The 13,390-nt window shown below is 34.1% G+C and carries 12 protein-coding genes and 1 tRNA gene; 10 read left to right on the top strand and 3 right to left on the bottom strand.

Annotated features, from left to right (window positions below):
• Nucleotides 1-47: 47 nt before the first annotated feature.
• From BUA46_RS07095 to BUA46_RS07070, 6 genes are all read left to right on the top strand, one after another.
• The gene (locus BUA46_RS07095; protein WP_019387964.1) at nucleotides 48-1,463 is read left to right on the top strand and encodes a glycoside hydrolase family 30 protein; all 1,416 of its coding nucleotides are present in this window, start codon (nucleotides 48-50) and stop codon (nucleotides 1,461-1,463) included.
• Between the two features lie 36 nt (nucleotides 1,464-1,499).
• Nucleotides 1,500-3,140, top strand: a complete 1,641-nt coding sequence (locus BUA46_RS07090; protein ID WP_019387965.1) for an MFS transporter — start codon at nucleotides 1,500-1,502, stop codon at nucleotides 3,138-3,140.
• A 19-nt stretch (nucleotides 3,141-3,159) separates the two neighbouring features.
• Nucleotides 3,160-4,086: a glycoside hydrolase family 17 protein gene (locus tag BUA46_RS07085; RefSeq protein WP_019387966.1), complete on the top strand. Its 927-nt coding sequence runs from the start codon at nucleotides 3,160-3,162 to the stop codon at nucleotides 4,084-4,086.
• A 268-nt stretch (nucleotides 4,087-4,354) separates the two neighbouring features.
• Nucleotides 4,355-5,272, top strand: coding sequence for a T9SS type A sorting domain-containing protein (locus tag BUA46_RS07080; protein ID WP_081496190.1), 918 nt, complete (start codon nucleotides 4,355-4,357; stop codon nucleotides 5,270-5,272).
• 119 nt (nucleotides 5,273-5,391) lie between these two features.
• Nucleotides 5,392-6,723 (top strand): T9SS type A sorting domain-containing protein, encoded by a 1,332-nt coding sequence (locus BUA46_RS07075; RefSeq protein WP_162129536.1) that lies wholly within the window; start codon nucleotides 5,392-5,394, stop codon nucleotides 6,721-6,723.
• 148 nt (nucleotides 6,724-6,871) lie between these two features.
• Entirely contained in the window at nucleotides 6,872-7,567 is a 696-nt protein-coding gene (locus BUA46_RS07070; RefSeq protein ID WP_019387969.1) for a LysE family translocator, read from the top strand.
• Between the two features lie 76 nt (nucleotides 7,568-7,643).
• Here BUA46_RS07070 and BUA46_RS07065 read toward each other — a convergent pair.
• Both BUA46_RS07065 and folB read right to left on the bottom strand, forming a co-directional pair.
• Nucleotides 7,644-7,714, bottom strand: a tRNA-Cys gene (locus tag BUA46_RS07065).
• 115 nt (nucleotides 7,715-7,829) lie between these two features.
• The gene (gene folB, locus BUA46_RS07060; protein WP_019387970.1) at nucleotides 7,830-8,192 is read right to left on the bottom strand and encodes a dihydroneopterin aldolase; all 363 of its coding nucleotides are present in this window, start codon (nucleotides 8,190-8,192) and stop codon (nucleotides 7,830-7,832) included.
• Nucleotides 8,193-8,292: 100 nt separating this feature from the next.
• On the opposite strand from folB, the gene BUA46_RS07055 reads away from it, so the two are divergent.
• The 4 genes from BUA46_RS07055 to BUA46_RS07040 all read left to right on the top strand — a co-directional run bounded on the left by BUA46_RS07055 (nucleotide 8,293) and on the right by BUA46_RS07040 (nucleotide 12,395).
• Nucleotides 8,293-10,290 (top strand): glutamine--tRNA ligase/YqeY domain fusion protein, encoded by a 1,998-nt coding sequence (locus BUA46_RS07055; RefSeq protein ID WP_019387971.1) that lies wholly within the window; start codon nucleotides 8,293-8,295, stop codon nucleotides 10,288-10,290.
• A 128-nt stretch (nucleotides 10,291-10,418) separates the two neighbouring features.
• Complete coding sequence (locus BUA46_RS07050; protein ID WP_019387972.1) at nucleotides 10,419-10,904, top strand: DUF1761 domain-containing protein; 486 nt, start codon at nucleotides 10,419-10,421, stop codon at nucleotides 10,902-10,904.
• 67 nt (nucleotides 10,905-10,971) lie between these two features.
• A complete protein-coding gene (locus BUA46_RS07045; RefSeq protein ID WP_026010072.1) occupies nucleotides 10,972-12,129 on the top strand; it encodes a GNAT family N-acetyltransferase in 1,158 nt (385 codons plus the stop codon).
• A 53-nt stretch (nucleotides 12,130-12,182) separates the two neighbouring features.
• A complete protein-coding gene (locus BUA46_RS07040; protein WP_019387974.1) occupies nucleotides 12,183-12,395 on the top strand; it encodes a hypothetical protein in 213 nt (70 codons plus the stop codon).
• 54 nt (nucleotides 12,396-12,449) lie between these two features.
• Here the strand turns inward: BUA46_RS07040 and BUA46_RS07035 are convergent, their stop codons facing one another.
• On the bottom strand, nucleotides 12,450-13,370 hold the full coding sequence (locus tag BUA46_RS07035) for an SPFH domain-containing protein (protein WP_019387975.1): 921 nt from the start codon (nucleotides 13,368-13,370) through the stop codon (nucleotides 12,450-12,452).
• Nucleotides 13,371-13,390 lie beyond the last annotated feature (20 nt).

Genomic DNA, 13,390 nt, shown 5'->3' with positions numbered 1-13,390 from the left:
GCATCGTTGCATTGTTAATTTCAAGCTGTAACAAGAAAGAAGAAAAGATGAATTTTGAAGTATTTGAAACATCGGCAAGTGGTAATAGTTTAACTAAGATTACGGAGTTTAAAGCAAGTGATAGTCTGGTTAATATAACCCTTAAACCTGAAGAAACTTTACAAACCATTTCTGGATTTGGTGGAGCCTTCACCGAGTCATCGGCGTATTTACTGAACAAACTAAGTAAAAAGAATAGAGACACTATTCTAAAAGCGTATTTCGCAAAAGATGGTGCACGTTACTCATTAACAAGAACACACATGAATTCTTGTGATTTTTCATTATCCAACTATTCTTATACACCTGTTGAAGGCGATAAAAATTTGGAACACTTCACAATAGAAGAAGATAAAGATGATTTAATTCCGATGATTAAAGATGCTTTAGCTGTTTCAGAAGATGGTTTTAACATATTCGCTTCACCATGGACAGCTGCACCTTGGATGAAAGATAATAACAAATGGGTTGGTGGTAAATTACTTCCTGAATATTACGATACTTGGGCACTATTCTTTTCAAAATATATTGAGGCTTATAAATCTGAAGGTATTGATATTTGGGGCTTCACTGTTGAAAACGAACCACATGGAAATGGAAATAATTGGGAAAGCATGCATTTTTCACCAAAAGAAATGACAGATTTTGTGGAGTTTCATTTAGGCCCGAAACTAGAAGCTGATGGCTATGGCGATAAAATTATTTTGGGCTACGATCAAAATAGAGAAGGTTTAAAAGAATGGGTTGATGAGATGTATAGAGATGAAGCGTCTTCAAAATATTTTGATGGAACAGCCATACATTGGTATGAGAGTACTTATGATTATTTTCCTGAAGCCTTACAGTACGCACACAATAAGGCGCCAGATAAGTACTTAATAGAAACTGAGGGATGTATAGATTCCCAAGTACCAGTTTGGAAAGATGATGCTTGGTATTGGAAAAAAGAAGCAACTGATTGGGGTTATGATTGGAGAGAACCCGAAAAAAAATATTTGCACCCTAAATATGCGCCTGTAAATCGCTATGCTAGAGATATTATTGGTTGTCTGAATAACTGGGTTGATGGATGGGTGGATTGGAATATGGTTTTAGACAGACAAGGTGGTCCAAACTGGTTTGAAAACTGGTGTGTTGCGCCTGTAATTGTAGACCCAGATAACGATGAGGTTTATTTCACGCCTTTATACTACACGATGGCTCATTTTAGTAAATATATTCGACCTAGCGCTAAAGTAATTATGCATAACAACTCTGATGAGTCACTTATGGCTACTGCTGCAAAAAACCCTGATGGATCTATAGTCGTGGTATTATTTAATGAAACAGAAACTCCAAAAACAATAAACTTATCTTTACATGAAAACACCTTAGATTTTGCAATAGATGCAAAGGCAATTCAAACCATTGTAATTCCTAATTAACATAAGCTATTACTAAACTAACTAAACCAAAATAATATGAATCATACTGTAACCCCATTAAGAGATAAAGTGCCAATTGGTCAAAAAATGGCGTTCGGATCTGGGCACCTCGTACTAAATTTATTACCCGGAGCTTTAGCTGTATTCATGTTCTTTTTGGTAACTGCTTTTGGAATGGATCCATTTTTAGCAGGTTTATTAGGAGGATTACCAAGAATATTCGATGCCCTTACCGATCCTATCATGGGCTTTATTTCTGATAATACGAAGTCTAGATGGGGACGCCGCAGACCGTATATTTTCGTTGGTGCTATTTTAAGTGGAATATTGTTTGCGCTTTTATTTCAAATGAGTGAAGACAATTCAGTCATGTTCAATTTCTGGTATTTTTTATTAATGTCTTTATTGTTTCTAGTTGGAAATACCATGTATGCTACTCCCTTAGTTGGATTAGGATATGAAATGACTTCAGACTATAACGAACGAACGCGTTTAATGGCTTTTGCCAACACAGTAGGCCAAATTGCTTGGATGCTTGTACCTTGGTTCTGGGTAGTAATTGCAGATCCAACAGTTTTCCCTATAAGCGATGAAACTTTAATGGCTATTGGCGAATTAGGTTTATCTGGTGATGATTTGCTAAAAGTTACAAACGAAAAATTACAAGGTACGGGTGTACGTAAATTGTCTATTTTGGTAGGTATAGGATGTGCTGTTCTTGGAATTTTACCTGCCTTATTTTGCAAAGGTATAGATGCCGGTAAAATGGAGAACAGAAAAAAAATAAGTTTAAGAACCTTATCATCCAGTTTTAAAGATTTATTTCAAGGTATTAAAGATGTGTTTCAAAACAAGCCATTTATGAAATTATGTGGCGCTACATTTTTAGTATTTAATGGTTTTCAAATGGTGGCTTCGTTTAGCTTTTTTATTATTGTTTTCTACATTTATAACGGGGACTATGGTAATGCCGGAACATGGCCTGCTTGGTTTGCCTCATTTACCGCTTTAGTAACGGCCTTTGCGGTGATACCTATTATTTCTCGGATATCAGACAAATGGGGAAAGCGACGTGCCTTTATTATTTCTACAGTGATTTCTATTATAGGTTATTGTTTAAAATGGTGGGGATTTGATAATGAGTTAAATGCAACGTTCAACCAATCATCAATAGGGCAAGGTGTAAATAGTTTTGTAGGTTCGATTTTTGAAGCAATAAACCCTTTTCTGGATAGTATTGGTATGTCGTGGTTTAGTATAGATGTGAGTCTAGGAGGCCCGTGGTTGATGTTTTTACCAATTCCCTTTATGGCCTTTGGTTTGGGAGGTTTATTTACATTAATGATGAGTATGACGGCAGATGTTTGCGACCTTGATGAATTAGAAAATGGTATGCCTAGAAAAGAAGGCACTTTTGGTGCTATTTATTGGTGGATGGTAAAATTAGGTCAGGCCATTTCATTGGTACTTGGAGGTGCTATTTTAACCTTAGTTGGTTTTGATGAAGGTGCCGTATCTCAAACTGCTGAATCTATGTTGCGTTTAAGGATAGCGGATATCATAATACCAGCATCAACTGCCGCAATTGCTATTTGGATTATGTGGAAATATAGTTTAAACGAAGAAAGAGCAAGAGAAATAAAAGAAGAATTAATCAAACGTAGAGGAGAATTATAAGTTTTTAAAACGAAAAAAGATGTCATACAGAGCAGATAAAATAATGTCTTTAACAGGGGGACACCTTGAAAGTAAAACTGAAAAAGGACTAAAAAACACATTTCACAGAGTCTTAAAGGGTGGCATGCATGGAATCTGTTTTAGTGCATACGAAGAAGGACAAAAAACTGGCGACCAACTAACTGAGAAGCAGATAAGAAGACGTATGAAAATTATAAAACCTTATACCAAATGGGTTCGTACTTTTTCTTGTACCGATGGCAATGAATTAATTCCAATAATAGCCAAAGAATTCGGAATAAAAACGTTAGTCGGCGCTTGGTTAGGCAGTGATGCCGAAATAAATAAAAAAGAAGTCGAAGGATTAATAAACCTTGCAAATAAAGGTTTTGTTGATATCGCTGCAGTTGGTAACGAAGTGATGTATAGAGGTGATTTAACTGAAGATGAGCTTTTAGGTTTCATGTATCAAGTTAAGAAAGCCATTCCTAATGTTCCTATGGGTTATGTGGATGCCTACTACGAGTTTGCAAAACGACCAAGAATTACCGAAGCAAGTGATGTAGTTTTAGCCAATTGTTATCCATACTGGGAAGGATGTAGCATAGAGTATTCGTTAATTTACATGAAAGATATGTTTGCCAGAGCTGTTAAGGCTGGTAACGGCAAGAAAGTAATTATTACTGAAACAGGATGGCCTAGTCAAGGATTAGGTTTATTAGGCGCAAAACCTTCACATGAAAATGCCATGAAGTATTTTATTAATGCACAAGAATGGTCAAGAGAAGATAATATTGAAATGTTCTATTTCTCCTCTTTTGATGAATCATGGAAAGTAGATACTGAAGGCGATGTTGGTGCTTATTGGGGCTTATGGGATAAAGACGAAAACCCAAAGTTCTTACCTAAAAAACTCGCAAGTAAGGTTAAAAAGCTGTTGTTCTGATTTATAACAATGTAATTACGTTGTAAAAAATATATACACTAATCTTTTTAACCACAACATTACCACAACACCGTAATATTTAGCAGGTTTTACAAAAACCTTAAAAGTCTTCAAAACATTGTGTTTACTGGTGTTTTGTGAATTCGTTAAAATAACTAGCTATTTTTTGCAGATGTATGATTTTTGTAGGGGCTTTTTATTAGACTTCGCAATTATTTATAGGTAAGTTTATAAAAACAAAAACTAAATATTAATTCAAAACTATTTTATGATGAAAAAAATTACTTTATTATTTACCTTATTGATTACCTCTTATGGTTTTTCACAAAACACAGTTACTGTTGACGTGGCAGCTACTTGGAATGGTTTCATGAACGTGTTCGATAATCCTGCAGATGGTACCCCTAACTGTGGTGGTGGTTACTGCTTTGGAAGTGGATGGGCTGTTCCTGATTTACAGACAGTTGTTGGCGCAAGTAATATTACACTTCAACCAAATTATAACGGTTATGCGAATTCTTTAGGTGGCTCTAATGGAGATAGAGATTATTGGACAAACTCCAGTGATGGAGGAGTAACTGCTGGACCATTAGGTAACAAAATAATGGAAGCTTCAACTTTTGTTGAGCCTGGTGCCGGTTTTAATGGACAAGACTTAACATTTACTGCAAATGTTGTCTCTAATTCTATTGGAGGAAATTGGACAGCTGAATATTTCATTAAAGCACTCGACCCTAATGCTTCATTCAGTGATGCATTAAATGGAGCTTATGTAATACCACTACCAGCTTCTGGAACATTTTCTGTTACAGTTACTGGGGCAGAATTAGCTCCTGGGTTAATAATTCAATATGGTTTTAGAGTTTTTGGTATCAATGCTAATCCTGCAAACGAAGTAGCTAATGGCAGTGTTGTAGTTGAAGGTGTTTCTTTAAGTACTACAGATTTTAACACTGTGCAATATAATACGTACCCAAATCCAACAATTGATAGCTGGACTGTTGAATCTAACAATGTTATTATTAATTCTATTCAAGTTTTTGATGCATTAGGAAAGAATGTATTATCAATAGTTCCTAATACGAATAAAACAATTATAGATGCATCTAATTTAAAATCTGGAATTTATTTCGCAAAAGTTAGTTCAGATTCTGGTACAAGCAGTATTAAACTTGTAAAGAACTAACGGCATATAATTTATTACTTAAATCTAAATAAAGCCACATTAGCGTTTGTTAATGTGGCTTTTCATTTAAAAAACCAAATCATTTTAGCCTAAATAATAAATTTTTTAAAACAATGATTATGAAAAAAATGATACTAATTTATTCGCTATTTTGTGTCGCATTTGGGTTTTCTCAAACAGGCACAAATTATGCATTTACGTTTGAAGAAGCTACCAATGGCAGTGATATAACTTATTGGAATGTTTTTGAAGGTGATACTCCAGCAATTGAAGTAGTTACCAACCCAAACCCTAATGGCGTTAATAACAACGCAACTACAAAGGTTCTCAAGCTTAATGTATTAACTGGTAACGCATGTTATGCAGGTGCAGAAACTCAGCACGGAACTGTTGGTGTATGGGCCTTAGATGCCTCAACAACAACATTAAGTATGATGGTTCACAAATCTACAATTGGCAGAATAGGTATTAAGTTTGTTGGTGAATATGATGGTTTTGGATTCCCGACAATATTTGAATTGACTGCACAAACCAATACATTAATAAACCAATGGGAATTGTTAACATGGGATATATCTTCGTATGCACCATCAAGCAACATAGACCAGATTGTTATATTTTCAGATTTCACCTGTGGTGATTCGGATAGAAACAGTGATAGTGTGACTTATGTCGATAATATTGAATTTACAGCCAATAAGATTGCTGATCCAATTTTACCTAACTACATAACGTCTTGGAATAAAGATTTTGAAACTGTATCTGGTTTTATTGGTGCAGACAATGCTACTTTCTCTGAAATTGCAAATCCAGAAACAGGAGGAACCAATCCAAGTGCAACTTCAGCTCAATTAGAAGGAATTAATGCCATGTTGTATTCCAATGCACAATTTACCTTTGGTAGTTTAGATTATTTAGATTTCTCAGCTAATAATAAAGGGTTTTCATTAAAAGTAAGAGGCCCTAGAGCTGTTCCGGTTAAACTTAAAGTCGAGGTTGATGGAGCAGGACAAGAAATTGATGCCAACTATACCGACGTTGGAAACTGGCAAACCCTATTTTTTGATTTTAGCGCTTATAATAGTAGAACATGGAACAGAGTTGTCTTATTTTTTGATATAACAGGCTCGACAAGTACTAATACATCCGATGATATATTTTTGTTTGACGATATTACTTTTGATGTTTTCACTTCGTTAAGCACTAAAGACAATAGATATAATACTTTTAGTTCTTATCCAAACCCAACACAAAACAGTTGGACAATTAAATCAGATAACGGCCAAATAATTTCTATCAAAGTTTTTGATGTATTAGGAAATAGTATTTTCTCTATGGCTCCGAATTCAATTGAAACTAAAATTGATGGTTCTCGCTTAAATTCAGGCTTGTATTTTGCTCAAATTCAAACGGATACCGGAACAAGTACTTTAAAACTAGTAAAAAAATAATGAGATATTAATTGACTAACTTAAAATAGGAAAAGAGTGTGGAGAAAATCCACACTCTTTTTTTGTTAGGATATTGCTTATATTCTTGCTATGACTAAACTTATTGTTCTAAAATATTTCTTTACTTTGTGTAAAGCTTCACGTTTTTATGATTGATGATATTTTAACAGCAATTCCATTTGGAATAATATTGGCTTTTACAATTGGCCCTGTATTTTTTGTGCTTTTAGAAACGAGCGCAACCAAAGGGTTTAGAAGCGCTTTAATATTCGATTTAGGTGTTATTCTTGCAGATATCATTTTCATAGTAATTGCCTTTTACAGTACAAATACGTTAAGAGGTAAAATAGGAAATGACCCTAGTTTCCTGATATTTGGCGGTGCCTTACTTATAGTTTACGGTATTATTTCATTTATGAAAACATCAAAATCTTTCCGTTCAATCGTTAAAGAATACCATAAAGTTGAGATCCAAAAAGATTACGGAAAACTTTTTATTAAAGGATTTTTACTCAATTTTATAAATATAGGCGTGTTGCTTGGTTGGTTGGGTTTTATTGTAATTGGCGATTCCTTAACAACATCGAAACATGGTGATATTGTTTTTATATCCTCTATGTTAGTGGCCTATTTTGTTTCAGATTTGTTTAAAATAGTCATTGCGAAAAGGTTGAAAGCTAAACTAACCCCTCGTCTAATTTTTAAAACCAAGAAGGTAATTGCTTTAGTTATACTTGGTTTTGGTGTTTTGTTATTAATTCAAGGTGTTTTTCCTGAGACATACGAGAAAAATAAGGAGAAGTTAGAAAAAATTAATCCAATTAAAGAAGCGCTTCCTGAATAAGCCTTTTTATTTCAAAGTATTTTCAGTGATCAATAAATAAAATAAAAAAACCCTCAACAGAAGTTGAAGGTTTTAGAGGCGTCGAGCGGATTCGAACCGCTGTACAAGGTTTTGCAGACCTCTGCCTAGCCACTCGGCCACGACGCCATTATCTTTTATTTTTCAGAATGTTATTTAAAAACCTCCTGAATTATGCATTCTCACCTGCTGGCAAAAATCTGCTGCAAATGTAAAAAAAATTGCGATGTTTCAATAGTTAAAATCACTTTTTACGCTTATCGGTCATTTTAATGGTCACCTTTTCAACATCCCCTCCTATTGGCGGATTTAATTTACTAACCCAAACCGTGGCTTTTTTTACAAGTTTATCTTCTTTAAAAATTCTATTTAATATACGTTTAGCAACGGTTTCAAGAAGATGCGAGGCTATATTCATTTCTTCTTTTATGATTCTATTCAGAAACACGTAATCCACAGTATCATTGAGTTTATCTGTAACAGCAGAAGTTTGTAAATCGGCTTTAACTTCCAAATCTACACGATAGTCGCTGCCTATTTTGGTTTCCTCTTTTAAACAACCATGATAAGCGAATACGCGAATGTTTTCAACTTTAATAATTCCCATTGTCAAACAATTTAAGTCATCAAAATTACCTAATTTTGCACAATATTTTTGTGTAATGGGTTGGTTTTTGTTGAGCTAATTCCTAACAGTTTTATTTTTTATGTCTGAAGAAAGAAAATCGCTCAATTTTATAGAGCAAATTATAGAAGAAGATTTGGCAAATGGCATGGATAAAAACGATTTACGATTTCGTTTTCCACCAGAGCCTAATGGGTATTTGCATATTGGGCATACCAAAGCTATTGGTATAAGTTTTGGTTTGGGCGAAAGCTATAATGCGCCTGTAAATCTTCGATTTGACGATACCAATCCTGCTAAAGAAGAACAAGAATATGTTGATGCCATCAAGGAAGATGTAGCTTGGTTAGGATATAAATGGGATAAGGAACTGTATTCATCTGATTATTTTCAACAGTTATATGATTGGGCAGTTTACTTAATAAAGGAAGGAAAGGCCTATGTAGACTCACAATCTAGCGAAGCAATGGCAGAACAAAAAGGAACCCCAACACAACCTGGTGTCGATGGCCCTTTTAGAAATAGAAGCATTGAGGAAAACCTAGATTTATTCGAAAGAATGAAAGCCGGTGAATTTGACGAAGGCGAGCATATTTTACGAGCAAAAATAGACATGCAGCACACTAATATGTTGATGCGCGACCCTATAATGTATCGTATTTTAAAGAAACATCATCACAGAACCGATGATAAATGGTGTATTTACCCCATGTATGATTGGACTCATGGTGAAAGTGATTATATAGAACAAGTTTCACATTCTTTATGTTCACTTGAGTTTAAGCCTCATAGAGAGCTTTACGATTGGTTTCTAGACCAAATAGTAGACTCAAGTAAACTAAGACCAAAACAGCGAGAATTTGCACGTTTAAACTTAAGCTATACCATTATGAGTAAGCGTAAGTTACTTAAACTAGTAGAAGATGGTATTGTAAAAGGTTGGGACGACCCCAGAATGCCAACAATTTCTGGCTTGCGCCGAAGAGGGTATACACCGTATTCACTAAGAAAATTTGTTGAAACCGTAGGTGTTGCTAAACGAGATAATGTTATTGATGTATCACTATTAGAGTTCTGTATTCGCGAAGATTTAAACAAAACAGCGCCACGTGTTATGGCGGTATTAGATCCTGTGAAGGTGGTTATAACCAATTATCCTGAAGGTAAAGTGGAATGGATGGATGCTGAAAATAATCAAGAAGATGAAAGTGCTGGCTTTAGGAAAGTACCTTTTTCACGAGAGCTTTATATTGAAAAAGAAGATTTTAAAGAAGAAGCAGGGAATAAATATTTTAGATTGAAACTTGGAGGTGAAGTCCGACTAAAAAATGCGTACATCATAAAAGCCGAAAGTGTTGTAAAAGATGCTGAAGGCAACATCACAGAAATTCATTGCACCTACTCTGAAGATACTTCTAAAAAAGTAAAAGGTACGTTGCATTGGGTATCTATAGCACATGCTATTAAGGCTGAAGTGAGAGAGTATGATCGTTTATTTCTAGATGAAGCACCAGACAGTTATCAAGACAAAGATTTTATGGAGTTTTTAAACCCTAATTCTTTAAAAATTGTAGAAGCTTATGTTGAACCTAGTTTAAAAGATGCTAAAATTGGTGATAGATTTCAGTTTCAACGTGTAGGTTATTTTAATGTTGACCATGACTCATCTGCAGAAAAGTTAGTATTTAATAAAACAGTTGGTTTACGTGATACTTGGGCCAAGGTTAAACCCAAACAAAACTCAAATCAAAACCAACAAAAGCAACCACATCAAAATAACCGACCCGCCATTGAGCAGATTAAATCGTATGGTAAAAAGTACGACAGATTGCCTGAAGACAAGCAAGCAAAGGTAAAAGCAGAAATTAAGGAACTGGCAAAAAATGTAACTTATGAAGATGTTGAGCCATTATTTAACACTGCGCTTAAAAAATCTGGAACTCGAATCATTACCATGATTACGCTTGGTGTGTTGTTAGAAAATGGTTTAGAAAAAAATGAAGCTATAGAGGCTTTTATTGAAAAAGCTCTAGAGGATAAAAACATGTTATTGGTTGAAGAGGCTCAAGCTATTTCATAATTAATTAAAGATGAGTTGGTTCACTAACTGGTTTATTTTCAATTATTTGAAATTGAATAAATAGACTAGTTTTATACTGTTATGAATTTTTTTGTACATTTAAGTTCTAACAACTAACTAATATAATTATGGAATTATTAAATCCCGTTGCAATGCTTGTTGCAGCAGTTTCGGCATTATTTGTCGGTTTTATTTGGTACAACCCAAAAGTTTTTGGCAATGCTTGGATGAAATCCGCAGGCATGACAGAAGAAGATGTAAAAGGTGGTAATATGCTTAAAATCTTCGGATTAGCACTCGTATTTGCGTTTTTATTATCAACAGCGCTTCCTGGAATTGTAATTCATCAAATGGGTGTGTTTAGTTTAATTGGAGGAGACCCATCGGTTGCATTACCATCTTATGAAGCTATTATGGCCGATTATGGGGATGCTTTCAGGACCTTTAAACATGGGGTTTTTCATGGTGTATTAACAGGCGTATTTATTGCCTTACCAATTCTTGGCACTAATGCGTTGTTTGAGCGTAAAAGCGCAAAATATATTTTTATAAACGCTGGTTATTGGATTGTAACTTTAGGCCTTATGGGAGGGATTATTTGCGCATGGAGATAATCTTTTTGTAATGTTTTAACATATTTAAAGACTGAAGATGTTTAATTTTCGGTCTTTTATTTTTCTATTGATACAATTCAAAATATATAATAGTGTTAGCCAACTTCCCGAATCTTGGGATAAGCTACCTACTAACGATATTTTTTTAAAATCTAGTTTTTTAGAAGGACTAGAAAAGTCTTTTCCAACAAATATAACGGCATATTACGTAGGTGTTTTTAATAACCAGAAATTAGTTGGTATTGCTATCATTCAGCGTGTGCAAATGTATGCTGATGATATTTTTAGAAAAAGTAATACCAATGGTTTAAAGCAGTTTGCTAAACAAATGATTTCTAAAATAGTTAAAGGAAACGCTTTGGTAGTTGGGAATTTGATGCATACTGGGCAGCACGGAATTTACTTTATTGACCATGCCATTTCACAATCCGATTATTTATACCAAATAGAAAAAGCACTGAATGCTTTGATTGAAGAAATTAAACTGAAATTCAATAAAAAAGTACGCATCATTGTGTTTAAAGATTATTTTGAGACTGACAGCATTCATGAAAGTTTAGACTTCTTTGAAACCAATAATCTTTATAAGATTCAAGTACAACCCAATATGATTTTAAATATTCCTAAGTCATGGAGAAGTACGGAAGATTATATTTCTGCCTTCAACAAAAAGTACAAACGGCGTTACCAAACCGCTAGAAAAAAAGCCACGAATCTTACTTTTAAAGAGTTAGATGAATCCTTTCTGAAAGCACATGAGGATATCATTTTTGATTTATATGAAAACGTATCAGATAATGCTCGGGTTAATTCGTTCAAGTTAAATGCAAATCATTTTTATGAATTAAAAACGCATTTAAAAGATAAATTTAGAGTTTTTGGAGTTTTTTCAAAAGATCAATTGGTAGGTTTTTACACGCTGATTTTAAATAATGAAATCTTAGAAACCTATTTTTTAGGTTATAATAAAGCGCTTCAGCACCAATATCAAATGTACTTAAACATGCTTTTTAATATGGCTTCTTTTGGAATTGATAACGGATTTAAAACCATAGTTTTTGCAAGAACAGCCATGGAAATAAAAAGCTCTATAGGAGCCAAACCACACACCATGCATGTGTATTTAAATCACACCAATAACTTTATAGCCAATACACTTTTAAAGGGTATCGTGAAGTATATGAACCCAATACAAACCTGGGAGGAACGCCATCCGTTTAAATAATTTTAGTAATTCTTTAAGATAGTTTTTGTTTAAAAATTAGTAATTTAAGGATTATGGAAAAGCTAAAAACAAACGTGCTTAGTGAAATTTCTGCCTTAACTCTAGAAATCGAACAGGACTATCCTGAACTTCTAAAATATCTTGATGAAACTAGAAGTACATTACCACACGGCAACGAAAATAGTTCGATGGATATGAAATCTCTTGAAGATTACAGAGAAACTTTAAAAGAGTTAATTCAGAGTTATGGTAAAAACAGAAAATAAAAAACCTTCAAATTTTACAATTGAAGGTTTGGGTGTGCCTATGTTTTAATTTAATTACTCTTTCTTTTTCTTAGCAGCTTTCATGGCTTCACCAATTTGGTTACTTGCGGCAAAACTCGCTACCATGTCGTTTAGCATATTGCTTCCTGCTTGTGGTGCGTTAGGAAGTAAAATAAGGTTGCTATTGGTCTCTTCACCTAGAGATTGTAAGGTATCATAATGTTGTGTTACAACAATTAATGCAGAGGCTTCTTGACTATTAATACCAACACGGTTTAAAACCTCTACCGACTCTTCTAATCCACGTGCAATTTCACGACGTTGGTCTGCAATACCTTGTCCTTGTAAACGCTTACTTTCCGCTTCAGCTTTTGCTTTTTCAACTATTAAAATACGGGCCGCATCTCCTTCAAATTGTGCTGCTATTTTTTCACGTTCAGAAGCATTAATTCGGTTCATGGCCTGTTTCACCTGAGAATCTGGATCAATATCCGTAACTAAGGTTTTAATGATATCAAAACCGTAATCTAACATCGCATCATTTAATTCGGCTTTTACAGCTAATGCAATGTCATCTTTTTTCACAAATACATCATCAAGTTTCATTTTAGGTACTTCAGCTCGAACTACATCAAATACATAACTTGTAATTTGTTCGTGCGGATAGTCTAGTTTATAAAAGGCATCGTAAACCTTCAATTTTATAACCTTATACTGTACCGAAACTTTTAAGCGTACAAACACATCATCAAGCGTTTTGGTTTCTATTATTACATCTAATTGCTGAATTTTTAAACTTAGTTTGCCTGCCACTTTATCTACTAATGGAATTTTTAATTGTAATCCAGATTGACGGATACTTTGAAACCTACCAAAGCGTTCTATTATGGCTGCGGTTTGTTGTTTAACTATAAAAAAGGACGAAATTAATATAACTAAGCCCAAGATAATGAATGGAAGTAAAACGAAGTTCATGACTAATAATTTAATGGTTA

Origin of the sequence: Algibacter luteus, assembly GCF_900141715.1 — a bacterium.
GTDB lineage: Bacteria > Bacteroidota > Bacteroidia > Flavobacteriales > Flavobacteriaceae > Arenitalea > Arenitalea lutea.
Note: the sequence above shows the minus strand (reverse complement) of the source record. Positions and strands in the feature narration are given on the sequence as shown.